Source organism: Telluria sp. LT2P34 (assembly GCF_059685915.1).
Genome location: NZ_JCASIN010000001.1, coordinates 1180066 through 1202528, shown reverse-complemented (window position 1 = coordinate 1202528; position 22463 = coordinate 1180066). Strand labels below are relative to the sequence as shown.

The following is a 22463-nucleotide window of genomic DNA, read 5'->3' as shown; positions in this document are numbered from 1 at the left end:
ACTCGCCCCGGCCGCGGCCGCACGCACTAGCGCCGGATCGCTCCACCGCTCAGGTTGACGCGGTCCCCGCTGCGGAAGTCCGGCGTCGTCTCCTGGTTGACGACCTGCATGCTGCCATCGTCCATGCGCAGCGTGATGCGGTAGACCCCGCTGTCCGCCGCTGTCGAACTGCCGGTGGTTCCTCCCGAGCTGCTGCCGACGGCGCCGGTACCGGTTGCGCCGCTGCTCATGTCGCTGCTGGAGCGGGCGACCCGTTCAACCGATACCACCGTGCTGTTCGGGCTGGCGCCGGCCGCGGTGGCGCTGCCGGCGGTCGTGCTGCCTGCCTGGGCGCTGCCGCTGGCAGTGTCGGCCATGGTGCCGGCAGCGCTGCCTTCACCCATGCTGCTGGTTGTGCCCGAGCTGCCCGAGGTGCCGGCAGTGCCGCTCGTGCCGCACTGGTCATGGCCGGTGGCGCCGGACGTGCCGGAGGTCGCGGAGCTTTCCGAGGTACCGGACGTGCCCGAGCTGCCCGAGCTGCCCGATCCGGTCGCGCTGCCACCGCCCCAGCCGCCTGAACCGCTGGTGCTGGTGCCGCTGCTCGTACCCGACATGCCACCGCTACCGCTGCCAGTATCGCCGCTCGCCGAGCTGCCGCTGGTTCCTGCGCCGCTATCGCTGCCGCCGCGCATGGCGGCGCAGCCCGACAGGCCGAGCGCCAGGACCAGCAAGCCGGCCAGGATTGCGCTCTGGTGTGGTTGTTTCATGATCGACTCCTTTGTTGATTTGTCAGTGGGTAAGCGTGACGATGTCGTCTGCCACTCAGGTAAGAGGCGCGAACGGGCGCGACGTTCCAGCTGACTCGGGTATGACATGAGGCAGATCAAGCGAGGGGATGGTAGGGGAAACTCGTCAGTCAGGGAGCCCGGCGGCCGAAACCTGGCAGCGGGCGCCTGACTGTAAAGAATTCAGCTGCGTTGCAGCGCTGTCTTCGGCAACACCAGCCACAGGACCGCGCAGGTGACGATGGCGGCGCTGCAGTCGACCAGCCAGTCTCCGATGTCGGCGCCGCGGAAGGGGAACATGCTTTGTACCAGCTCGTCGATGGCGCCCATGACAGCGACGGCCAGCACGGCGGACAGGCTGCGGCTGGCGGCGTTGCCGCGGCTGGCGGTGAACCAGAGCAGGGCCAGGGTGGCATAGGCCAGGGAATGCAGCACCAGGCCGGATGCGTAATGGCCGACGCCGGCACGCACGCCCGGAATCGACCCGGTGACGATAATCGACAAAAACATGGCGGTCGCGGCTGCAAAGCGCAGCTTGTTCAGGCGCGGGTCGAGCAGGGCAAGTCGAAATAATGAGGGCATGGCGGACAAGTGCGAAAAAAACGGCAACCATACCACGCCGGCTGGCCGCACGACAGCACCGCCGGACTTGCGCTGGGAACTCAGATCGTCAGCGCCGGGGCGCCGTCGGAGTAGCGTGCGTCGAAGCAGCTTTCGCACTCGACACAAAACAGGTGGGCCATGCGTACCGAGGTCTGGCGCAGCACGAGCTTGAGATGGGTTTGCTGGCACTTGGGGCAGAGTTCACGGACGGCCCCGAAGGTCAGCAGGGTCAAGGGTACCTCTTCGCCGTCGAGGTGATCGACCACGACCAGCGGGTTGAGCTCGGAGAGAACCAGGCTGCCGACATCGTGATGCTGGCGGCGACTGGCGCCAGCTTGCGGGGTATGTGTTTCAGGAACGTGAAAATTCATCTGTCCGACTCCCTGTCATGGTTGGTTTGCGTTCGCTTGCGAGGCACGAACTTCATCATAGTCAAAACCCGTCAGCCTGCAAGGCTGGCGGATGTTTTTATGCTAATCAGATGGACCCGCGAAAAAAAGTGCCCACCAGAAATAAGGTGGGCACAACCCAAGACCGGGCCAAGAGACACTTGATCGGTGGGTGTGCAGCGCGAAAGCGTTGCACACCTGTCTGCAATCACGCATATCGGTTGCGTGTACTGCAGATGAAACCCAGTATAAGGTTCGATTATTACGCGGACATGACGTAGCGCAAGCCTGCACACGCATTGCCGAACGATGCCCACGGTGGATGGTCTGACATGAGGGAAGATGTTCGCCGTAATTAGGCAAAAAAAAAGCCCGCTGAAGAGCGGGCTTGAAACTATTTTCTTGGAGGAGAATAGTGGAGACAGGTGCAAGTATGTTGCGCCGCCAAACATTTGTCTAATTGTTAAATCAGATACCAGACATGCATGGCGTGAATAGCTGCGGCGCTTACCCGGCTTGTTCCAGCACGGGAACTGTGTAGTTCAGCGGCATGCGTCCGCCATCGGCGTACAAGGTCTGGCCCGTGATGTACGAGGCGTCGTCGCTGGCCAGGAAGGCGGCGATGGCGGCAATTTCTTCCGGTTCGCCGCAGCGTCCGAGCGGCGTGCGCGACAGGATCGTGTGGCGTGCCTCCGGGCTCGACAGCACGGCCTGTTTTGCCAGTTCCGTCAAGATCGTGCCCGGTCCGATGGCGTTGACGCGGATGCCTCGCTGCGCCAGGCTGATCGCCGCTACCCGGGTCAACTGGTTGACGCCGCCCTTGGAAATCACATACGGCACCTGGTTCGGAATCACCAGCTCGGCGTTCACGCTCGACATGTTGATGATGCAGCCGTTCTGACGCTTGACCATGTCGCGCGCCGCTGCCTGGCTGCACAGGAACATCGATTTCAGGTTGATGCGCAGTACGCGGTCGAAATCTTCCTCGGTCAGGTCCAGGAAGTCGGCGGCATGCGTGACGCCCGCGTTATTGATGAGGATATCGATGCGGCCGAAGGCGGCCAGGGTCGCTTCGATCAGCGCGTCGACATCGGACTTCTGGCTGACGTCTGCGCAAAAGAAGCGGGCGTCGTCGCCGAGCGCTGCGGCAGCGGCCGCGCCTTCAGGCCGCACGTCGGCCAGCATCACACGCGCGCCTTCGCGCACGAAGCGCTGGGCACAGGCCAGGCCGATGCCCTGGCTGGCGCCAGTGACGAGGGCGATCTTGTTGGCGAGTTTCATGGCGGGACTTTCAAGGATAACGGAATGCCGCATTGTAGCGGCACCCGGCTTCCTGCGCCCCGGCGTCAGCTAGAGCATGACCGGCCGGTCCGGCAGCTCGTTGGGACGCGCGCCGTTGGCCGGGAAATGCTGGCGCAGCAGCGCATTGACCTGTTCGATCGCGGCCAGCGTGGCGTCGTGATAATTGCCCTGCTTGAAGCCATCGGTCATGGTGCGGCACACCGCCTGCCAGGTGGCGCTGTCGATCTTGCGGTCGATGCCACGGTCGGCCACGATGTCGACCTTGTGCTCGGCCAGGTTCACGTAGATGAGTACGCCGCAATTGTCTTCGGTGTCCCACACGCCGTAGTCGGCGAACAGGGCGAGGGCGCGCTCGCGGTTGCTGATGCCGTCCCAGGCCTCGTCGGTGGGCAGGGCCGCTTCGACGATGAAGCGCACTTCGCCCCGATGGGTCTGCTCGCCGGCGGCGATTGCCTGCGCAACTGCGGCCAGGCTGGCTTCAGGGAAGGCGCGCTGCGCGTCGGCCTTCGAGCTGCGCCAGTGGCGCATCACGCGGCCCAGGCGTTGTCCAAACGATGGATGTTCCATTACCAGTCTCCCGAGGCGCCGCCGCCGTCAAAGCTGCCGCCGCCACCGCCGAAACCACCGCCGCCGCCGAATCCGCCGCCACCGCCTGAAAAGCCGCCGAAGCCGCCGCGTCCCGCATTCGACAGCACGCTGCCGAGGATGAAGCCCGATGCGCCGCTGCCCCAGCCGCCACGCGACAGGCGCGGACGGCGCGGCTTGAACATCGACCGCAACAGCATGAAACCAAATACCAGTGCCAAGATACCAAACATACCGATCCCGCCTCCTTGTTCGTTTTGTCCCGCAGGCGCTACTTCCTGCCGCGCCACTTCGGGAAATCGTTCCCGGTTCAGCACGGTGGAGATCGCTCCCACACCTGCGACCAGGCCCTCGTAGTAATGGTTTTGACGAAAATGCGGTGCGATCACGTCTTGCAGGATGCGCTTCGATTGGGCATCCGTCAGCACGCCCTGCACGCCACGACCCGCTTCGATGCGCAAGCGCCTGAGCGCGCTCGGGTTATCGCGCGCAACCAGCAGCAGGACGCCGTCGTCGATGCCTTTACGGCCGAGCTTCCAGGCTTCGACGACGCGAATGCCGTATTGCTCGATCGCTTCCGGCTCGGTCGACTTGACGAGCAGCACTGCGATCTGGTTGCCGCTCTTTGCTTCGTGTTCGGCGAGCACCGCTTCCAGGCGCGCGCGCTGGTTGGCGTCCAGCATGCCGGCGCTGTCGGTGACGCGGGCTGTGAGCGCCGGCACGGCTTTCAGCTGGGCCTGGGCCGGGCCGGCAAGCAGGCTGACCAGGATCACGGCCCATAAAGTACGCAGCACGCTCATCTGCTTATTTGCCGAAGTTGACCGACGGTGCGGTCGAGATCGCTTTTTCGTTCTCCACCGTGAACGACGGCCTTGCCTCGTAGCCGAACATCATCGCGGTGAGGTTGGTCGGGAACTTGCGCACCTGGACGTTATAGTCCTGCACCGACGCGATATAGCGCTGGCGTGCGACCGTGATGCGGTTCTCGGTGCCTTCGAGCTGGGATTGCAGGTCGCGGAAGCTGGTGTCGGCCTTCAGGTTCGGATAGGCCTCGGAGACCGCCATCAGGCGCGACAGCGCGCTCGACAGTTCTCCCTGCACCTGCTGGAACTTCTTGAACGCTTCCGGATTGTTCAGCACTTCCGGGGTGATCTGGAAGCTCGTCGCGGCGGCGCGCGCACGGGTCACCGCTTCCAGGGTCTCGCGTTCGTGCGAGGCATAGCCCTTGACGGTATTGACCAGGTTGGGGATCAGGTCGGCGCGGCGCTGGTACTGGTTGACCACTTCGCCCCAGGCGGCCTTGGTCGCTTCATCCTTGACCTGGAAATCGTTGTAGCCGCAGCCCGAGAGCAGCGAGCTTGCCAGCATTGCGGCCGCCAGCAGGCGGGCCCAGCGCGAGAAGAGGGATGAGGTCATGGTGTACTTGTCCATTGCGAGTTGTCGAATAGTTAAAATATACCTCAGGATAACATCGCGGGTCGCACGCTCGTGCTCGCCGCAGGCCATGCAAGGCCGAGCCCCGTGGCCGGCGGGTACAATATGGGGTTTGCAATGACACTGTTACAAGGGGCGCCACGTGAATTTCATGACTAAACTCTCCGCGGCCTGGGCGCGCAACGATTCGCTGCTGTGCGTCGGGCTCGACCCGGACCCGGCGCGCTTTCCCATGGGCCTGGCCGATGCACCGGACGGGATTGTCCGCTTCTGCAAGGCCATCATCGACGCCACGGCCGACCTGGCCTGCGCCTTCAAGCCGCAGATCGCCTATTTCTCCGCGCTCGGCGCCGAAGCCCAGCTCGAGAAGATTTGCCGCTACCTGCGCGACGCCTACCCGCACATCCCGCTGATCCTCGACGCCAAGCGCGGCGACATCGGCGCCACCGCCCACCAGTACGCGCGCGAAGCCTTCGACCGCTACGGGGCGGATGCGGTGACGGTCAATCCCTACATGGGTTTCGATTCGGTCGAGCCCTACCTGGCATGGCCGGACCGGGGCGTGATCGTGCTGTGCCGCACCTCGAATCCGGGTGGCTCGGACCTGCAGTTCCTGGATGTCGGCGGGCAGCCGCTGTACCAGCACGTGGCGCGCCTGGTGGCCGAAGAATGGAACCGCAACGGACAGTGCGCGCTGGTGGTGGGCGCGACATTCCCGGAAGAACTGGCGCAGGTACGCAGGATCATCGGCGACATGCCGCTGCTGGTGCCGGGTATCGGCGCCCAGGGCGGCGACGTCGAAGCGACCGTGCGCGCCGGACGGACCAGCAGCGGCACCGGGATGATGATCAATTCCTCGCGGGCGATTTTGTATGCGGCGCCGCAGGAGGGGGAAGATTTCGCGGCGGCGGCGAGGAGGGTGGCGCGCGAGACGCGCGACGACATCAACCGGTATCGTGGGGCCTGAGCCTCAATACCTGCTCGGCGCAATCGCTTCCACATAGTCGTACAGCGCCCCCAGGATCTCCTCGGCGCGCTCGTCGGCCGTCTCCGACAGCGCATCGATTTCGCCAAACAGCTGGTCCACCGTGCGTGCGCCGCCGGCGCCGTCGAACAGCCTGGCCGCCCGGTGCTCTTCCCACGTAGCCATTTCTTCCGGGCTCAGCGTCTGCGGGAAATTGCGTGCGCGATAGCGGAACAGGAGTTCGGCCAGGCGTCCATCCTCGAAGGAAGGGCGGCCGCTCGCCAGCTGGGCCGGCGTCTGCATGCGCAGGGCGTCGAGCTTGCGGCGGTCGTCCTTGCCGACAAAGCCGCCATATAAATCTTCATCGACGTCGAATTCGCTCGCGGCCGCCGGTTTCTGGAACACCTGGGCCCAGGTCGCCGCCATGTCCGGTCCACCTGCCGCCAGCACGGCGTGCGCGCGCCCCTGCTCGAGGTCGATGCCCCAGCGCTGCGCCATCGGCGCACTCAAGGTCTTCAGGTTGGCGACCAGCATCGGCGACTTGTTCAGGTGCACGCTCTTGATCGGCAGGCGCGTCACGCCCTCCGGCAAGTCGGCGCTGCGCGTAAACATGCGCAAGCGGATGGTCTCGACATCCATCCCGAACAGTTCCGACGGATCATGACGGCAGTCCCACACCAGGACTTCATTCTTGTTGGTCGGATGCTGGGCCAGCGGCCATACCAGGCCGAGGCAGCCCTGTTCGGCCGGGAACATGCCCGACACATGCAGGAAAGGCTGGCGCTGGGCCGGGTCGAGATGCAGGCCCATTTCGCTGGCGACCTTGTCCTTGCGGCGTAGCTCGAGGCAAAACTCGAACAGGCGTGGCTGCGCCTTGCGGATCAGGCGCGCTAGCGCGATCGTCGCGCGCACGTCCGACAGCGCGTCGTGGGCGCTGTCGTGCGCCAGGCCATTCGCGCTGGCCAGGTCCTCGAGGCGAAAACTCGGACGGCCGTCCGGGTGGCGCGGCCACTCGATGCCTTCCGGGCGCAGCGCGTAGGTCATGCGCACGACGTCGAGCAAGTCCCAGCGGCCGCAATTGTTCTGCCACTCGCGCGCATACGGGTCGAGCAGGTTGCGCCAGAACAGGAAACGCGTCACCTCGTCGTCGAAGCGGATCGTGTTGTAGCCGACGCCGATGGTGTCCGGCTGTGCGAAGACGGCTTCGACCTGGCGCGCGAACTCGTGCTCGGGTACGCCCTGTTCCAGGCATTGCTGGGGCGTGATGCCGGTGATCAGGCAGGATTGCGGGTCGGGCAGGTAGTCGTTGGCCGGCTGGCAGAACAGCATGAGCGGCTCGCCGATCTCGTTCAGGTCGGCATCGGTGCGGATGGCGGCGAACTGCGCCGGACGGTCTCGGCGCGGTTGCGCGCCGAAGGTTTCATAGTCGTGCCAGAGGAAGGTATGGGTGCTCATCGCTTGTTCGGTTATTGGTGCCTGCGGCGATTGTCGGGGCAGTACAGGGATCCGTCAATCGGCGCCCGCATGCCGGCGATCTTTAAGCACCCCGGGCTTGCCGTCGGCTCAGGCACTGACGCAATTGCGCCCGGCATCCTTGGCCCGATACAGGGCGGCGTCGGCCGCCTCGATCAGGCTCAATTCATCCCCGTCGGGACCCAGCACCGCGACGCCGAAACAGGCGGTCAGGTGTGGCATCGGCACGCGCATGTCGGAAAACAGCACGGCTTCGCGCATTTGCTGGCACAGGCGGTCGGCCACCATGTGGGCCAGCTCGACGCTCGTTTCCGGCAGCACCGCCATCAATTCCTCGCCGCCGTAGCGCACCGCAAAATCCGACGGGCGCAAGCCGTCGCGGATGACGTTGGCCGCGGCGCACAGGGCCGCATCCCCGACCAGGTGGCCGTGGGTGTCGTTGAACTTCTTGAAATTGTCGAGGTCAACCATCAGCAGGGCCAGCGGGCTGCCCTGGGTGCGGGCACGCGTGACGAGTTTCGGCAGCATGTCGGCCAGCCAGGTGCGGTTGTACAGTCCGGTAAGCGTGTCGTTCAGCGACAGCTGGCGGTAGAACTCGCCCAGCTTCTGGCGTCGTCGCAGCAGGGCATTCGCGGCCCGGATCCGGAAGGACAGCAGGCGCAGCAGGTTGCGCGCCACCACGTTCGACTGGTCGATCAGTTCCCAGGCCAAGGCGGACTCGATCACCAGCAGGCGCGTGTCCTCCACCGCGCGCACGGCGTCGAGGTTGGCGGCGTCGTCCAGCACCGATTGCTCGCCGACGCTTTCGCCCGGCACGATGCGCGTGACGCTGCCATCCGAGGCGCCGGGATGGACATCGGTCTCGACTTCCAGCATGCCCGACAGCACGATGTAGAGCCGCGCACGCACGGCGTCTTCGATGCTTTCGCCCGCGCTCAGTTGCACCACCTTGCAATCCGCGATCGCGCGGGCGGCCTCGGCCATATCCGCACCGCGAAACAGCTCCAGGTTCTCGACCGTGTAGCCCGAATCACAAAAAATACCGGTAACTCTCAAAACGACTTCCTCCGCATGATGGCTGAAGCAGTGTAATACGAAAAAGGCAGGAGGACCGGATCCTGCGGTCCCGCGGGGCTGGTATTCCTGCGACAGGGATGTTCCAATAGGGACCATGACTTCCCCACACCATCTTGTCGACGCCCTGGGCGTCGTCCACCAGCCGGCGCCCGATGCGCGCATCGTCTCGCTGGTTCCATCGATTACCGAACTGCTGTGCGACCTGGGCCTGGCCGCGCAGCTGGTCGGCCGCACCGGTTTCTGCATCCATCCGGAGAGCGTGGTGGCGGCGATCCCGAAAGTGGGCGGCACCAAGGACGTCAACATCGAAAAAATCCGCAAGCTCGCGCCAAGCCACCTCGTCGTCAACATCGACGAGAACGAAAAGCCGACCGTCGCCGCGCTCGCCGAATTTGTGCCCAACATCGTCGTCACGCACCCGGTGGCGCCGCTCGACAACCTGGCGCTGGCGCGCCTGATGGGCGGCATCTTCAACGCTGAAACCGCGGCCGAGCGCTGGTGCGCCGAGTTCGAGGCCGAGCATGCGCGGCTGCGGTCGATGGCGCCGGGGTTGCCAGTGAGGGTGCTCTACTGCATCTGGCAAGACCCGTGGATGAGCGTGTCCGCCGATACCTATATCGCACGCATGCTGGCCGAACTCGGCTGGCAGCTGCCCGCCTTGCCCGATCCGGCGCGCTATCCGCGTTTCGCCTGGTCCGACGCCCTGGTGGCCGGGCTCGACGCGGTGCTGTTGTCGACCGAGCCCTATCGTTTTACGGAATCGCATGCCGATGCCCTGGAAAAACAGCTCGGCATTCCCGTCTTCCTCGTCGACGGAGAAATGATGTCCTGGTATGGCAGCCGGGCGCTTGCAGGCCTGCGTTACCTGCACACACTGCGCGCGATGGTCGAAGGAAGGGCCGCCGGGTAGAACAGCTCGGCGGCCCTTCCTCGTGCTGCGGCGCCAGGGGCGCCGCCCATTCTTTATTACATGCCGCTGGTCAGGTTCTTGTCCTGTTCAGGTTCGATGTCGTCGCCAATCGGCAGCGGTTCGCGGCGGCCCTTGTCATTCAGGCGGCCGATGGCGCTGTCGAGCGCGCGCCTGAGCTTGCCGCCGGCCTGGGTGATGGCCTGGTGCAGGTTGACTGCATGTTCGTTGACGACGACTGGCGCGTAGCCGGTCACGTGGGCTTCCATCATGCAGCGGTTGCCGCCGTCGAGTTGCTTCTGGCTGTTCTCGTTGCTCAGGTGCACTTCCACGCGGTGAACCTGGTCGAAACGGCCGATCTGGTCTTTTACGACGCTTTCGACATGCTCGTCCAGGCCCTGGTGTTTTTCGATGGTGCGGTCGGTGTTGACATTAATTTGCATAAAGATGGCTCCCCTATCAAAAATCTTGAAGCCAATCTTACACTTTGCGCCATTTTTACCGCGTTCCGCACGCTAGCCCGGCTTTCCTTCTTCACGGTGATGGGGAAAGCGGTCCATTTTCGACAGGACGGGGAACAGCACGGCCCACAGCCCGGTCACGACCAGGGTCGCGGCGCCGCCGAGCAGGATGGCGCGCACCAGGCCGAACCAGCCGGCGGTGACGCCCGATTCGAATTCCCCGAGTTCGTTCGACGCGCCGATGAAGACGGCGTTGACGGCGCTGACCCGCCCGCGGATCTCGTCCGGCGTCTCGTACTGCACCAGCAGATGGCGTACGTAGACGCTGACCATGTCGCCCGCGCCCAGCAGGAACAGGGCGGCCAGGGCGATGGCGAAATTGTCCGTGAAGCCGAGTGTCAGCGTGGCCAGGCCGAACACGGCCACGCCGCCGAACATCCAGGCCCCGACCCGGCGCCGCAGCGGGAAAAAGGCGAGCGCGATCGAGCACAGGGCCGCACCCGCGCCCGGGGCCGTACGCAGCCAGCCGAGCGCGGTCGGCCCGGCATGCAGCACGTCGTGGGCGTAGGCCGGCAGCAGGGCGGTGGCGCCACCGAACAATACCGCGAACAGGTCGAGCGAAATGGCGCCCAGCACGATCGGGCGCGAGCGCACGAAGCGCAGGCCTTCGAGCAGGGTGTGCCAGCTGGCCGGCCCGCTGCTGCGCACTTGCGGCGCGCTCCTGGTCGAGGCCATCAAGAGGGTCGCCAGCGCCAGCAGCGCGGCCGAGATCATGTAGACCGTGGTCGGCCCGAAGACGTAGAGCAGGCCGCCGAGTACCGGTCCGGCGATCACGGCCACGTGGAAGGTCGAGGAGGACAGCGCCACCGCCCGGCTGAAGTCCTGGTCGGGCACCAGGTTGCGCAGCACCGCCTGGGAAGCCGGCGCCATGAAGGCACGCGCGCTGCCGAACAGCACCAGCACGGCGAATACGGGCCAGACCACGCGGCTGCCGCTGGCCGTAAAGGCTAGCAGCAGGCCGCTCACCAGCAACTGGGTCAGCATGCAGGCGACGATGATCTTGCGCCGGTCATAACGGTCGGCGACGTGCCCTGCCCACAGGATCAGCACCAGGAAGGGCGCGAACTGCGCCAGGCCGATCAGGCCGAGGTCGAACAGGCTGCCGGTGATCTGGTACACCTGCCAGCCGACGGCGACGCTTTGCATCTGGACAGCGAGGGTGCCGAGGAAGCGTGCCGACAGGTAGAAGGCGAGGTTGCGGTTGCGCAGGAACATCAGTCCTGCGCCAGGTCTGCCTCGGTCGTGAATGCATCGGCAAAAAACTCTTCGGCCGGCAAGCCGCAATGCGCCACGTACTCGCTGCGCGCCGCGTCGACCATCACCGGCGCCCCGCAGGCATACACCTGCCAGCCCGAAAGATCCGGAATGTCCTGCATCACCGCCGCGTGCACGAAGCCGGTGCGCCCGAGCCAGCCATGTTCGGGCAGTGCGTCGGAAATGACCGGCACGTACTGGAAGTCGGGCAGGGTGGCCGCCCAGGCTTCGCACAGCTCGTGCATGTACAGGTCTTGCGGACGGCGCCCGCCCCAGTACAGGCGCACGGGACGGGTCGACTTCAGGTGCATCAGGTGCTCTACCAGGGCCTTGACCGGCGCGAAACCGGTGCCGGAAGCGAGCAGCACGATCGGTTTGTTGGAATCTTCACGCAGGAAAAAGGTGCCGAGCGGTCCTTCGAAGCGCAGGATGTCGCGCTCCTTCATTGCGCCGAAGACATGGTCGGTGAACAGGCCGCCGGACAGGTGACGGATGTGCAGTTCCAGCGGACGCTCGAGCGACGGCGCGCTGGCGATGCTGTAGGCGCGGCGCTTGCCGTCTTTCAGCAGGAATTCGACGTACTGGCCGGCGCGGTAGGCGAGGGCCTCGTTGGCGGGCAGCTGCAGCGTGACGATCGCGACGTCCGGCGCGGCGCGCGTAATGGACTGGACCCGGCTCGGCATCTTGCGGATCGGGTAGTCGCTGCTGCCGCCGATTTCACGTGCCTCGATCACGAGGTCGCCGCCCGGCAGCGCGCAGCAGAACAGCGACATGCCCTGCAGCTTTTCCTGATCGGTCAGGGCGCGCGCCTGGTGCGGCCTGTGCACCACCGCGCCATCGAGAACCTTGCCCTTGCACGAACCGCAGGCGCCGTTCTTGCAGCCGTAAGGCAGGCCGACGCCGGCGCGGATGGCAGCCGACAGGATGGTTTCGTCGGCTTCGCAGGCGAATTGGGTGCTGCTGGGCTGGACGGTGATCAGGAAGCTCATGCTGTTTACTCGGTAATCGTTGCAAAGGCCAGAAGTGGGATCGACAAAGTCTGGATGGGTGATGGTAAACAGCATTTTACCCGACCCGGATAGCGCTTTTCGAAACCCAGTCTTAGTCAAAGGCAATCGTTCGATTTAACAATTTAAGTTGCCATTTTGAAGCAAATGATGAGAAATTGGCTCTAAAATCGCATTAAATCTTTCATAAATTACCACTCGGTTACAAATTTTTACGAATTACACGCCTTATTTTCGGGAACTTTTCACATTTGCCACTAGGAAATGGGTTTAAATGTCCCTTTTTCCAAGCGGACATATTTCCATGCAAGCTCAAATCATTCCACTGAACAACGCGCGTCAGAAAGCTACTGCTCTCGCTTCCCTGCTGCTGGTTTCCCTGTCTGCCGCAGGCGCCGCCTCGGCTGCGACACTGTCGGTCGGTCCTGGCCTCAGCTTTGCCACGCCTTGCGCCGCGTTCGCCGCTGCACAGGATGGGGATACCGTCGAAATCGCCGGTAACAACACGTATTCCCGCGACGTCTGCGGCATCTATCGCCACAACCTCACTGTGCGTGGCGTGAATGGCCGCCCGAAAATCGACGCGGCCGGCGCCAATGCCATGGGCAAAGGCACCTGGGTCGTGGTCGGCAACAATGTGACGATCGAGAACGTCGAAATGCTGGGCGCCAAGGTTCCCGACCAGAACGGTGCTGCACTGCGCCTGGAAGGCACTGGCTTTACGCTGCGCAAGAGCTTCTTGCACGATAACGAGAACGGTATCTTGAGTGGCGTGAATACCGCCAGCGACATTGTCCTTGAGTACAACGAGTTTGGCTACAATGGCTTCGGCGACGGTTACTCGCACAACGTGTATATCGGCAATGTCCGCACGCTGACCTTCCGCTACAATTTTTCGCACGATGCGCGCGTCGGCCATAACCTGAAATCGCGTGCCCAGGTCAATTCGATCCTGTACAACCGCTTTTCCAGCTTGGCGCCGGGACAGACCGGCAGTACCGCCGCAGGCCAGCCCAGCTACGAAATCAACCTGCCGAATGCCGGTACCTCGTATGTGATCGGTAACGTCATCCAGCAGCCGTCGGCGAACCAGAATCCGAATATCCTGGCGTATGGCGAGGAAGGGGCGACCAACCCCGGCAAGGATTTGTACGTCGTCAACAATACCTTCCTGAATGATTATGGTTCGGGCGGCACCTTCGTCATGGTCGGTTCCGGCGTCACGACGCCTGTCCTGCTGCAAAATAATATTTTTGCCGGTGTTGGTACCACCACCAATCAGGCCAGCGCAATCGACAGGACGAATTACCGTTCCGCAGCCCCGGCCTTTGTCAACCGCGCCGCTTTCGACCTTCTGCCTGCCGTAAATTCGCCGATGATCAATGGCGGTTCGCTGCCGGGCAGGTCGGCAGCCGGTCTGGAGCTGAGCCCGGTTGCGCACTACCAGCATACGGCTGCCAGCGCGCTCCGTACGAGCGTCGGCACGATCGACATCGGCGCCTACGAAGCCGGCGTGGCCACGGCGCCTGCACCGACGCCGGCACCGGCACCGGCACCGGCGCCAGCACCAGCACCAGCGCCAGCACCGGCACCAACTTCCGGCTGGACCACATGCGCCACTGAAGGCGGCGTGTGCGCCTTCGAGGGAACGCGCGAAGTACGTTATGGCTCAGGCACCACCTTCGTCACGAAAATGGTCACTGGCTCGATCGCTTGCTCGAACGCGGTATTCGGCGACCCGACCCCGGGTGTCACGAAGTCGTGCAGCTTTTCGAGCACCGGCACCGCGCCAGCACCAGCCCCGACCCCAGCCCCAGCGCCAGCCCCGGTCGATTCCTGGACCATCTGTGCAATTGAAGGCGGCACCTGCTCGTTCAGCGGTACGCGCCAGGTTCGCTATGGTGTCGGCACCAACTTCGTGACCCGGACCGTGACTGGCTCGGTCAGCTGCTCGAACGCCGTATTCGGCGACCCGGCGCCCGGTGTGACGAAGTCCTGCAGTTTTTCGAGCACCAGCACTGATACAAGCCCGGCCCCGGCGCCAGCTCCAGCCCCGGCGCCAGCCCCGGCCCCAGCCCCGGCCCCGGCCGTGACCTGGACCGCCTGCGCGGTCGAAGGCGGTAGCTGCTCGTTCAGCGGTACGCGCGAGGTTCGCTATGGTGCCGGCACCAGCTTCTCGATCCGGACCGGAACCGCTTCGATCGGCTGCAATAACTGGGTGTTCGGCGATCCAATCAACGGCGTCGTCAAGAGCTGCGCCTACTCGAGCGTGATCAAGTAAGCAGCAGCAGGAACTAGCCGCAAGAACCCAACCGGGCACCCCAGTTCACTGCGGTGCCCGGTTTTGCCTGGGTTTTGCTTACAATCGCGGCATGAAGCCCCCTCATCGACTGCGATTTTCCCGCCCGCGCCTGCTGCTGATCGGCTGCGGCGACGTCGGCATGCGCCTGCTGCCCCTGTTGTGCACGCGCTTTCGCGTGTTTGCGGTGACGCGCGACCCCGAACGCGCCGGCGCGCTGCGGGCGGCGGGCGCGGTCCCCCTCGTTGCCGACCTCGACCAGCCTTCCAGCCTGGCGCGCCTGCGCGGGCTGGCGCCGTATGTGGTGCACCTGGCGCCGCCGCGTCCCGAAGGTGCGCGCGATGTCCGCACGCGCAGCCTGGTTGCCGTGCTGCCGGCGGGAGCGACGCTGGTGTATGTCAGCACGAGCGGCGTGTACGGCGATTGTGGCGGTGCGCTGATCGACGAAACGCGCAGCGTGGCGCCGAAAAATGCACGCGCCGGGCGCCGCGTGGACGCCGAGCGCGTGCTGCGCGGCTGGGCCATGCGGACCGGCGGCAGCGCCGCCATCCTGCGCGTGCCCGGCATCTATGCGCGCGAGCGGCTGCCGCTGAAACGCCTGCGCGAAGGCACGCCGGCCCTGCGGCCTGAAGACGACGTCTACACGAACCACATCCAGGCCGATGACCTGGCGCACATCGTCGCGCTGGCGCTGTTTCGCGCGCGCCCCGGCCGGGTTTACCATGCGACCGACGACACCCGCCTCAAAATGGCCGACTATTTCGACGCCGTCGCCGACGCCGCCCGGCTGCCACGTCCGCCACGCCTGCCGCGCGCCGAGCTGCGCGCAGTGGTCTCGCCGGTGCTGATGTCGTACATGTCGGAATCGCGCCGCCTCGACAACACGCGCATGCGGCGCGAGCTCGGCGTGCGCCTGCGCTATCCCGACGTCCAGCACGCCCTGGCGCAATGGCCGCTGGTAGAATGACGGCCTGATTTCATAAAGAGCCACTACCATGACGACCCTGACCTACGAAGCCTTCCTCGACGAAATCACGACCCTGCTCACCGAGATCTACGAACTCGACGACGACGCCGCCATCAAGCTGGTGGTCGACGCGCAGGCGGACGATTATTTCGTGGCGCACGACGATCACGAGGCCATGCGCACGCTCGACCAGGCGAAAAAAGAAGCGAAGGCCTTGTTCGAAGGCAAGCAGAACAAGCAGAAGACGCAGGAAAGGCAGCAACTGCGTACGAGCCAGGCAAAGAAACCCTGAGCAGGATCGTCTGGACAGGTTCGCCACATCCGTTTCTCGAAAAAAATCCCGCCGTGGCAGCTTGCCGATCGGCGGGACGATCCGGACTGTTTGCGCTCAGGCGGCTTGCGGCACGCCAATGCAATAGGCCGTCTGGACATCGGCTGCCTTGGCCACGCCAGGGGCCGCCCTGGCTGTCAGCGCTTGCGGTACGCCGATGCAGTACGCCGTCGTCAAGGCGGCAGCATTCGAACCGGTCACTTGCGGCACACCGATGCAATAAGCGGTCTGTACATCGGCTGCTTTGACGGCGCCTGTTTGCGGCACGCCGATGCAATACGCGGTCTGAGGACCGGCTGCCGTCGCAAATCCATGTTGCGGCACGCCGATGCAATACGCCGAGTTGGCGGCCTGGGTCATGGAGGGCGCCCAGGCCGTTTGCACATCGGCAGCTTCCAGAGCGCCATCGGTGCGCAGCGGACGCACATACGACATGCCGAACGTGGACTCGTACAACTCACGCATGCGCTCGCCCGCCTGATGCTGCATCTCGACGGCATCGTCGCCTTCGATGCCGAGGTAGGGCGAATGGTGCAAAAAGTAACCGAAAGCCTGCTCGCAGTCGCGAGCGTACTTCATCGTGTCGAGGATGTGGTAGTGCCAAAAGGTGTCGACATCGACCAGGGGCGCCGTCTCTACCTGGGGGAAGGCCTTGGCCAGATACAGAAAACGGCGGTACTCGGTTTCGACGGCGTTGGCGTGTTCGCGCGACCAGCCTTCGCCGGATTGCTTGTGCATCAATTTTGTCTTGATCGGGTTCAAATCCAGAGCAGCAATACGGGCGAAGTCGTTATTCGAGATCATGATCTATCCTTTGGTTTTGGCTACTGCATTGTTTATTTTGTTGTGAACTGCGGGCGATCGATGAGGGCGTGCTGGCGAATGGTAAATCCTCCTTAAAAGCTTGTTTGACGAGAAGCATTAAGGACGATTCTCTACCGCAAACCTGCGGAAATCGTTGACCTTGCGCAACTTGTGTGGCGTCAACAAATTTCCTGCGGTAAATACGCTACATGCGGTCAAAGACGGGTTTGGACATGCTGGGAACTGCCGGCCCGGGAGCGATGGCCAGCAGGTTGTCGGCGGCGGGAATCGACACGTGGACGGTCGTGCCACGGTCCGGTCCACTCGTGATAAGGCACTTGCCTCCAAGGATGCGCACCCTTTCCTCGATACCGACCAGGCCAAACGACCCTGACTTCTGGCCGCCGGTCTGGAGCAGGCCGACCCCGTTGTCGCTGACCGTCATCGAGATCGAGTCAGGATCGACCGCGAGTTCGACCCGCACGGCACTGGCGCGGGCATGGCGCGACACGTTGGTGAGCGATTCCTGCAGGATGCGGAACAGGGTCGTTGCGCAGCGATCGCTCACATGCAGGTCGTGGTTGTGCGACACCAGTTCGCAGGCCAAGCCCGTGCGCCGCCGGAACTCGGCGATTTGCCAGTCGACCGCCGCCGTCAGGCCCAGGTCGAGCACATTCGGACGCAGGTCGTTGATGATCTGGCGCACGCTCTTGATTGTCGCGTCGATCTGTTCGAGCATCCATTGGGCGCGTGTGTGCAGGCGCGGGTGGCGCTTGTTGGTGCGCGAGGCCAGCAGGTCGACTTCGATGCGCAGCGCCAGCAGGTTCTGGCCGAGGTCGTCGTGGATCTCGCGCGCAATACGCTTGCGCTCGCTTTCCTTGATGCTTTCGGCGTGGGCGGCCAGGCGACGCAAGTTGTCGTTGGTTTTCTGCAGTTTCGCTTCGCTGGCCCGCAATTCTTCCGTCATTTCTTCGGCCAGCCCGATAGCGCGCCGGCGCGAGGAACTGAGTGTCTGGAACAGCGCGTACAGCAGGGCGGTACTGACCATGCCTGCCAACATCGATACCCAGGGCAGGAAGCTGTCGATGCCGGAGTACATGCTGCGCTTCTTGACCGTGAAATCAATGTCCCACCCGCGTCCGCCTGGACCAAGGGGCAACAGCGCCCGGAACTCGGCCTGCTGGTCGGGGATGGCTCCCGGCCGGTTATCGAACAACACGGTGCGCACATAGCCGCCTGGCTTGTCGGAATGGGCGACGGGGGTCATTCCGGAAATCACGAGCCGCGTCGCGTTTGCCGGCGTGTTGTCAAGCACGCCCTGCGCAAGGCTGCTGACGCTGAATCCGATCCCGACTGAGCCGAGGTAGGCGGCGCGGCGCTCGCTTACACCCTTCTGGGACATGTCGGCGCGGTACACCGGAAAGCGCATTGCCAGCCCAATCACCTTCGATCCTGAACGGACCGGCCCGCCGGAGGTCAGGACTTCGCCCGTGTCGCGCGCATGCGCCAGTTGTGCCGGAGCCGTCGGATTGGCCTGCATGTCGATGCCGATCCGGTTCGCCCAGGCGCTACCCGGTTCCATGAAACTCAGGACCGTGTACTCAGCGCGCCGTCCCTCGGGCCTGATCTGCGCGTTGCGCCCGCGCCCATCGATGTTGTGCAACACCTGCGCTTCGAACCGGCCGCGTTCAGCGTCCAGGAAGTGGTGGGCAAAATTGATGGTGTCGACGCCCGGGAAGTTGTGCGGCAGGTCAAGGCCCGCTACATAGCGCCGGAATGCATCGCGGGTCACGGTGTCGGTCGTCAGGAACAGGCTGGCCGTTCCGCGCATCAAGTCGGTATAGGTCTTGATGCGCCCATCCAGGATGGACTGGACGTTGCGCGCCATATGGCCAAAGCGGGTGCGGGCGTCGTTTTCGATCGCCTGGCTGGTGCTGACATACAAGCCGACGCCGACGCTCAGCGATAGCAGGGCGCCTAACCAGGAATTCAGTTTGATCGATCTCATCCGCGTGACCGGGTCGGCCATGATGCCCATTTCTTGTCCAGGTGAGATGGCTTGTTTGATTTGAATCAGAATCGCCCAGACCGCCCCTGCATGAAACCTAGCAGGTCTGCCAGTTGCGGCGCAGCGCGTATCGACGAAAAAAATCCCGCCGCGGCTTGCCCGGGGCGGGATCGATGACAGCAGCATCGGGACGATTACTTGCCCGAGCTGTCCTTCAGCGTCGTGACGCGGTTGAACACCGGCTTGCCGGGTTGCGAATCGACCTGGTCGGCCACGAAATAGCCATGGCGCTCGAACTGGAAACGCTGCTCGGGCAGGGCCGCCGCCATGCCCGGCTCGAGGTAGGCCGTCACGGTTTCCAGCGCGTTCGGGTTGAGCAGGGCTTTGAAATCCTTGCCGCCGGCGTCAGGATGCGGATCGTTGAACAGGCGGTCGTACAGGCGCACTTCGGTTTCCAGTGCAGTGGCGGCGCTGACCCAGGTGATATTGCCCTTGACCTTGTAATTGTCGGCGCCCGGCGTGCCCGATTTCGAATCCGGGAAATAGTTGACGTGCACGGCGATCACTTTACCGTTCTCGTCCTTGTCGTAACCGGTGCACTCGACGACATAGCCGTACTTCAGGCGCACGCGGCTGCCCGGCTGCTCCCCGACTGGCGGCGTGAAGCGGAAATAGCCCTTGGTCGGGGTTTCCATGAAATCTTCCTGTTCGATCCACAGTTCGCGCGTGAAGGGGAAGCTGCGCAGGCCCATCTCGGGATGGTGCGGATGAACCGGCGAGGTGCAGGGATGCGCTTCGCCTTCGGGGAAGTTGTCGACGATCAGTTTTAAAGGACGCAGCACGGCAATCGCGCGCGGCGCCTTCGGGTCGAGGTCGTCGCGCAGGGCGCCTTCGAGGGTGCTCATGTCGATCCAGCCGTCCGACTTGGAGACGCCGATGCGCTCGCAGAACAGCTGGATCGATTCCGGCGTGTAGCCGCGGCGGCGCAGGCCGACGATGGTCGGCATGCGCGGGTCGTCCCAGCCGGTGACGATGTTCTCGTCGACCAGCTGGCGCAGCTTGCGCTTCGACATCACGACATAGGTCAGGTTCAGGCGCGACATCTCGTACTGGCGCGGCACCGGGCGCGCGAAAAAGCCGCCGTCGGCCAGGGTATTGACCAGCCAGTCGTAGAGCGGGCGGTGATCCTGGAATTCGAGCGTGCAGATCGAATGGGTGATCGACTCGAGTGCATCCGACAGCGGATGGGTGTAGTCGTACATCGGGTAGATGCACCAGTCGTCACCCGTGCGGTGGTGGTGCGCATGGCGGATGCGGTACAGGGCCGGGTCGCGGTTGGTCATGTTCGGGGACGCCATTGCATCCTCGCTCATCTTTGCGCGCAGGATGTGCTCGCCGTCCTTGTACTTGCCGGCCTTCATGTCGCGGAACAGCTGCAGCGACTCTTGCATCGGACGATTCCGGAACGGCGAATTGGTGCCGGGCGTGCCGAAGTTGCCGCGGTTTTTCGCCATGTCGTCGGCGCTCTGGCTGTCGACATAGGCATAGCCCTGTTGAATCAGGTACTCGGCCATCGCGTAGAGCTGGTCGAAATAATCGCTCGCGTAGTGCAGGTATTCTTCGCCGCCTTGCTCCCACGAAAAGCCCAGCCACTTGACGCTGTCCATGATCGTGTCGACGTATTCCTGGTCTTCCTTTTCGGGATTGGTGTCGTCGAAACGCAGGTGGCAGCGGCCGGTATAGTCGCGCGCCAGACCGAAGTTGAGGCAGATCGATTTCGCGTGGCCCACGTGCAGGTAGCCGTTCGGCTCCGGCGGGAAACGGGTGATGACCGAAGGCATGCCTTCGCGCGCGTGGGTGCCGGCCGCCAGGTCGTTGTCGATGATGGCGCGCAGGAAATTAGAGGAAGGCGGCGATGCGGGCGTCGACGAAGGCGTGTTTGCCGCCGCCGGTTTGTTCTTCTCGTTGCTCATGAAGTCGGGGTCTGGATGGGTAAAGTAGGAGACATTTTACCGTAGACATGCACAGGCGTTCCGGCTATGTGGTAAAGCGCACGGTTCGCCCTTTATGCTCCGGTCATACTGGACGCACGTGTCGCGTTGGCCCTTTCTATAGGATAATCTCTTTTTGCCGTCCCTCGGCACCAGCCGGAGAATTCCAAACGTGGAAAATTTATACGCGATCCTCGGCGTCGCGCCGAATGCCAGCGACGAAGACATCAAGAAGGTCTACCGCTCGCTGGCGATGCGCTATCACCCCGACCGCAACGACGCGCCGGGTGCGGAGGCGCGCTTCAAGGCCGTCACCAAGGCCTACGAAATCCTGTCGGACCGCGCCAGGCGCGAGGAATACAACCAGAGCGTCAACCACCGCATCGTGCTCGACGCCGAAGCCGAAGCCTTCGAGCTGTGGCGCTCGCTTTTCGCGCTGAACGGCGTCACGCTGCAGCCGTGAGCGCGTGGACGCACCCATTGCAATTTAAGGACTATCAATGAAAAGAGTACATCCGGAATTCGCCTACCAGTCGCGCGAACTCGAAGGCCAGATCGACGGCACCCTGGGCGATCCGCCGAACCGCAAGAACTACGACATGATGGTCGGCGCGCTGGTATCCGAGTATGCCGGCGGCTCCGGGATCGACGACGTCAACCTGATGGCCTTCGCCCTCGTTGACAAGATCAAGTTCCTCGACCCGAAGGGACTGCTGCGCGAAGCGGCCGACTATGCCGGTGGCGACCCAGCGGGCGTGTTCGCGATGGCCGAATGCACGGGCGAGGACGGCGCGGCGATGTACGCGGCAATGACTGCCAACCACCCGGAACTGGCGCGCCAGGCGATCATCACCGCCTTCCTGTTCAAGCACCAGCAGCGCTGGGAAGACGAGGACCAGTCGCTCGAGCAGCTCGGAAGGAACGACGACGGCGACGACGACGAGATGGACGACGTGGCCGCGACCGACGAGTTTACCGGAATCTTCGACGGCGAAGGAGAGCGTGAATGAGCAATGAAGCGAACCTGCCGGCGCTGCGCGAGCAGGTCAGCGAACTGGTACTGGCCGGCTCCCTGCAGCACGCCGAGGAAGCATTCTCGAAGGCGGCCGACGAACACGGCGACTATGCCGTGACCGAAGTGCTGGCGACGCTGCCGCCGCAAGTGACGGCCCTGCACCTGGCCGGTTTCGACGGCGGCAAGACCTCGCTGGCGACCATGCTGGTCCCGGCCAAGGCCTGGGCCGACAGCCTGGCCTACATGGCCGCGACCTGGCCCGACAACATGATCGAGGACGACCCCGAGCGCATTGCCGAGGGCCTGTTCAACCATGTGCATGGCGTGGTCTATGCCACCGACGACGAAGACCGCCGCCACGACCTGCTGGCCGAGGCTTCCGCCACCGACCATGGCGCGACCGTGTTCGCCATCCTGTGGTCGCTGGCGCCGAAAGAGATCATGGAAGTGGCCGGCGAAATCAATGCCAAGGGCCGCTACGTCACGGGCCAGACCTCGTCCGACAGCGACATCGTGCCGCTGGCGATCGACCTGGCGCGCGCCAGCGAAGACGGCTGGGAGCGTTCGCTCATCGAGCTCTTCCCCGAGTTCCGCCACAGTAACGAAATGGCCGAGGCCGAGTTCCCGGATGATCCCGACGAAGACCCGTCCTTCCAGCAGCGCAGCACGCGCGACCTGCTGCTGCGCCTGCGCAAGCAGGTACCGTCGGTGCGCACCATGCCGCGCCGCAGTACGCGCAAGAGCATCGGTTCGGACATCTTCTCGTGA

Annotated in this window: 23 protein-coding genes; 8 read left to right on the top strand and 15 right to left on the bottom strand. The window is 64.0% G+C overall.

What is annotated here, in order from left to right; all coding sequences use genetic code 11:
- Window positions 1-26: 26 nt before the first annotated feature.
- The 7 genes from AC56KZ_RS05375 to AC56KZ_RS05345 form a co-directional block, all read right to left on the bottom strand.
- Window positions 27-746: a hypothetical protein gene (locus tag AC56KZ_RS05375; protein ID WP_497161085.1), complete on the bottom strand. Its 720-nt coding sequence runs from the start codon at window positions 744-746 to the stop codon at window positions 27-29.
- 201 nt (window positions 747-947) lie between these two features.
- Window positions 948-1346 (bottom strand): VanZ family protein, encoded by a 399-nt coding sequence (locus AC56KZ_RS05370; RefSeq protein WP_497161084.1) that lies wholly within the window; start codon window positions 1344-1346, stop codon window positions 948-950.
- Window positions 1347-1426: 80 nt separating this feature from the next.
- Window positions 1427-1738 carry a hypothetical protein gene (locus AC56KZ_RS05365; RefSeq protein ID WP_497161083.1) on the bottom strand — a complete coding sequence of 104 codons (312 nt, stop codon included), beginning with the start codon at window positions 1736-1738 and terminating at the stop codon, window positions 1427-1429.
- Window positions 1739-2263: 525 nt separating this feature from the next.
- A complete protein-coding gene (locus AC56KZ_RS05360; protein ID WP_497161082.1) occupies window positions 2264-3037 on the bottom strand; it encodes an SDR family NAD(P)-dependent oxidoreductase in 774 nt (257 codons plus the stop codon).
- 69 nt (window positions 3038-3106) lie between these two features.
- Window positions 3107-3625, bottom strand: a complete 519-nt coding sequence (locus AC56KZ_RS05355) for a TPM domain-containing protein (RefSeq protein WP_497161081.1) — start codon at window positions 3623-3625, stop codon at window positions 3107-3109.
- A complete protein-coding gene (locus AC56KZ_RS05350; RefSeq protein ID WP_497161080.1) occupies window positions 3625-4443 on the bottom strand; it encodes a TPM domain-containing protein in 819 nt (272 codons plus the stop codon). Before AC56KZ_RS05350 ends, AC56KZ_RS05355 begins: the two co-directional genes overlap by 1 nt.
- A 4-nt stretch (window positions 4444-4447) precedes the next feature.
- Complete coding sequence (locus tag AC56KZ_RS05345) at window positions 4448-5059, bottom strand: LemA family protein (RefSeq protein ID WP_497161079.1); 612 nt, start codon at window positions 5057-5059, stop codon at window positions 4448-4450.
- 160 nt (window positions 5060-5219) lie between these two features.
- Between AC56KZ_RS05345 and pyrF the strand changes: the two genes are divergently transcribed.
- Window positions 5220-6044, top strand: a complete 825-nt coding sequence (gene pyrF / locus AC56KZ_RS05340; RefSeq protein ID WP_497161078.1) for an orotidine-5'-phosphate decarboxylase — start codon at window positions 5220-5222, stop codon at window positions 6042-6044.
- Between the two features lie 3 nt (window positions 6045-6047).
- Here the strand turns inward: pyrF and sbcB are convergent, their stop codons facing one another.
- Window positions 6048-7496: an exodeoxyribonuclease I gene (sbcB, locus tag AC56KZ_RS05335; RefSeq protein ID WP_497161077.1), complete on the bottom strand. Its 1449-nt coding sequence runs from the start codon at window positions 7494-7496 to the stop codon at window positions 6048-6050.
- A gap of 108 nt (window positions 7497-7604) precedes the next feature.
- Window positions 7605-8570 (bottom strand): GGDEF domain-containing protein, encoded by a 966-nt coding sequence (locus AC56KZ_RS05330; protein WP_497161076.1) that lies wholly within the window; start codon window positions 8568-8570, stop codon window positions 7605-7607.
- Window positions 8571-8685: 115 nt separating this feature from the next.
- Between AC56KZ_RS05330 and AC56KZ_RS05325 the strand changes: the two genes are divergently transcribed.
- Window positions 8686-9501, top strand: coding sequence for a helical backbone metal receptor (locus AC56KZ_RS05325; protein WP_497161075.1), 816 nt, complete (start codon window positions 8686-8688; stop codon window positions 9499-9501).
- A gap of 56 nt (window positions 9502-9557) precedes the next feature.
- On the opposite strand, the gene AC56KZ_RS05320 is transcribed toward AC56KZ_RS05325, so the two are convergent.
- The 3 genes from AC56KZ_RS05320 to AC56KZ_RS05310 all read right to left on the bottom strand — a co-directional run bounded on the left by AC56KZ_RS05320 (window position 9558) and on the right by AC56KZ_RS05310 (window position 12262).
- Window positions 9558-9941, bottom strand: coding sequence for an HPF/RaiA family ribosome-associated protein (locus AC56KZ_RS05320; RefSeq protein WP_497161074.1), 384 nt, complete (start codon window positions 9939-9941; stop codon window positions 9558-9560).
- A 72-nt stretch (window positions 9942-10013) separates the two neighbouring features.
- Window positions 10014-11234, bottom strand: a complete 1221-nt coding sequence (locus AC56KZ_RS05315; protein ID WP_497161073.1) for an MFS transporter — start codon at window positions 11232-11234, stop codon at window positions 10014-10016.
- Entirely contained in the window at window positions 11234-12262 is a 1029-nt protein-coding gene (locus AC56KZ_RS05310; protein ID WP_497161072.1) for a CDP-6-deoxy-delta-3,4-glucoseen reductase, read from the bottom strand. The genes AC56KZ_RS05315 and AC56KZ_RS05310 overlap by 1 nt, the downstream gene beginning before the upstream one ends.
- A gap of 322 nt (window positions 12263-12584) precedes the next feature.
- On the opposite strand from AC56KZ_RS05310, the gene AC56KZ_RS05305 reads away from it, so the two are divergent.
- The 3 genes from AC56KZ_RS05305 (at window position 12585) to AC56KZ_RS05295 (ending at window position 15838) form a co-directional block, all read left to right on the top strand.
- Window positions 12585-14561, top strand: a complete 1977-nt coding sequence (locus AC56KZ_RS05305) for a right-handed parallel beta-helix repeat-containing protein (RefSeq protein WP_497161071.1) — start codon at window positions 12585-12587, stop codon at window positions 14559-14561.
- A gap of 91 nt (window positions 14562-14652) precedes the next feature.
- Entirely contained in the window at window positions 14653-15546 is an 894-nt protein-coding gene (locus AC56KZ_RS05300) for a sugar nucleotide-binding protein (RefSeq protein ID WP_497161070.1), read from the top strand.
- A gap of 28 nt (window positions 15547-15574) precedes the next feature.
- Window positions 15575-15838, top strand: coding sequence for a hypothetical protein (locus AC56KZ_RS05295; RefSeq protein WP_497161069.1), 264 nt, complete (start codon window positions 15575-15577; stop codon window positions 15836-15838).
- Between the two features lie 96 nt (window positions 15839-15934).
- Here the strand turns inward: AC56KZ_RS05295 and AC56KZ_RS05290 are convergent, their stop codons facing one another.
- From AC56KZ_RS05290 to AC56KZ_RS05280, 3 genes are all read right to left on the bottom strand, one after another.
- The gene (locus AC56KZ_RS05290) at window positions 15935-16681 is read right to left on the bottom strand and encodes a glycine-rich domain-containing protein (protein WP_497161068.1); all 747 of its coding nucleotides are present in this window, start codon (window positions 16679-16681) and stop codon (window positions 15935-15937) included.
- Window positions 16682-16886: 205 nt separating this feature from the next.
- Window positions 16887-18719, bottom strand: coding sequence for a sensor histidine kinase (locus AC56KZ_RS05285; protein WP_497161067.1), 1833 nt, complete (start codon window positions 18717-18719; stop codon window positions 16887-16889).
- Between the two features lie 164 nt (window positions 18720-18883).
- Window positions 18884-20662 (bottom strand): glutamine--tRNA ligase/YqeY domain fusion protein, encoded by a 1779-nt coding sequence (locus tag AC56KZ_RS05280; protein WP_497161066.1) that lies wholly within the window; start codon window positions 20660-20662, stop codon window positions 18884-18886.
- Between the two features lie 190 nt (window positions 20663-20852).
- On the opposite strand from AC56KZ_RS05280, the gene AC56KZ_RS05275 reads away from it, so the two are divergent.
- Genes AC56KZ_RS05275 through AC56KZ_RS05265 form a run of 3 tightly spaced genes read left to right on the top strand, consistent with a single transcriptional unit; the run spans window position 20853 to window position 22463 of the window.
- Window positions 20853-21143, top strand: a complete 291-nt coding sequence (locus AC56KZ_RS05275) for a DnaJ domain-containing protein (RefSeq protein WP_497161065.1) — start codon at window positions 20853-20855, stop codon at window positions 21141-21143.
- A gap of 37 nt (window positions 21144-21180) precedes the next feature.
- Window positions 21181-21690, top strand: a complete 510-nt coding sequence (locus AC56KZ_RS05270) for a hypothetical protein (RefSeq protein ID WP_497161064.1) — start codon at window positions 21181-21183, stop codon at window positions 21688-21690.
- A complete protein-coding gene (locus AC56KZ_RS05265) occupies window positions 21687-22463 on the top strand; it encodes a hypothetical protein (protein WP_497161063.1) in 777 nt (258 codons plus the stop codon). Before AC56KZ_RS05270 ends, AC56KZ_RS05265 begins: the two co-directional genes overlap by 4 nt.

Excerpts from the sequence above, each read along its gene's own strand:
- AC56KZ_RS05295 (WP_497161069.1), top strand. The coding sequence starts at position 15,575 with ATGACGACCCTGACCTACGAAGCCTTCCTCGACGAAATCACGACCCTG.
- AC56KZ_RS05320 (WP_497161074.1), bottom strand. The coding sequence starts at position 9,941 with ATGCAAATTAATGTCAACACCGACCGCACCATCGAAAAACACCAGGGC.
- AC56KZ_RS05315 (WP_497161073.1), bottom strand. The coding sequence starts at position 11,234 with ATGTTCCTGCGCAACCGCAACCTCGCCTTCTACCTGTCGGCACGCTTC.
- AC56KZ_RS05355 (WP_497161081.1), bottom strand. The coding sequence starts at position 3,625 with ATGGAACATCCATCGTTTGGACAACGCCTGGGCCGCGTGATGCGCCAC.
- AC56KZ_RS05270 (WP_497161064.1), top strand. The coding sequence starts at position 21,181 with ATGAAAAGAGTACATCCGGAATTCGCCTACCAGTCGCGCGAACTCGAA.
- AC56KZ_RS05370 (WP_497161084.1), bottom strand. The coding sequence starts at position 1,346 with ATGCCCTCATTATTTCGACTTGCCCTGCTCGACCCGCGCCTGAACAAG.
- AC56KZ_RS05285 (WP_497161067.1), bottom strand. The coding sequence starts at position 18,719 with ATGGGCATCATGGCCGACCCGGTCACGCGGATGAGATCGATCAAACTG.
- AC56KZ_RS05290 (WP_497161068.1), bottom strand. The coding sequence starts at position 16,681 with ATGATCTCGAATAACGACTTCGCCCGTATTGCTGCTCTGGATTTGAAC.
- AC56KZ_RS05365 (WP_497161083.1), bottom strand. The coding sequence starts at position 1,738 with ATGAATTTTCACGTTCCTGAAACACATACCCCGCAAGCTGGCGCCAGT.
- sbcB (WP_497161077.1), bottom strand. The coding sequence starts at position 7,496 with ATGAGCACCCATACCTTCCTCTGGCACGACTATGAAACCTTCGGCGCG.
- AC56KZ_RS05265 (WP_497161063.1), top strand. The coding sequence starts at position 21,687 with ATGAGCAATGAAGCGAACCTGCCGGCGCTGCGCGAGCAGGTCAGCGAA.
- AC56KZ_RS05280 (WP_497161066.1), bottom strand. The coding sequence starts at position 20,662 with ATGAGCAACGAGAAGAACAAACCGGCGGCGGCAAACACGCCTTCGTCG.
- AC56KZ_RS05350 (WP_497161080.1), bottom strand. The coding sequence starts at position 4,443 with ATGAGCGTGCTGCGTACTTTATGGGCCGTGATCCTGGTCAGCCTGCTT.
- AC56KZ_RS05375 (WP_497161085.1), bottom strand. The coding sequence starts at position 746 with ATGAAACAACCACACCAGAGCGCAATCCTGGCCGGCTTGCTGGTCCTG.
- AC56KZ_RS05325 (WP_497161075.1), top strand. The coding sequence starts at position 8,686 with ATGACTTCCCCACACCATCTTGTCGACGCCCTGGGCGTCGTCCACCAG.
- AC56KZ_RS05345 (WP_497161079.1), bottom strand. The coding sequence starts at position 5,059 with ATGACCTCATCCCTCTTCTCGCGCTGGGCCCGCCTGCTGGCGGCCGCA.
- AC56KZ_RS05305 (WP_497161071.1), top strand. The coding sequence starts at position 12,585 with ATGCAAGCTCAAATCATTCCACTGAACAACGCGCGTCAGAAAGCTACT.
- AC56KZ_RS05310 (WP_497161072.1), bottom strand. The coding sequence starts at position 12,262 with ATGAGCTTCCTGATCACCGTCCAGCCCAGCAGCACCCAATTCGCCTGC.
- AC56KZ_RS05360 (WP_497161082.1), bottom strand. The coding sequence starts at position 3,037 with ATGAAACTCGCCAACAAGATCGCCCTCGTCACTGGCGCCAGCCAGGGC.
- AC56KZ_RS05300 (WP_497161070.1), top strand. The coding sequence starts at position 14,653 with ATGAAGCCCCCTCATCGACTGCGATTTTCCCGCCCGCGCCTGCTGCTG.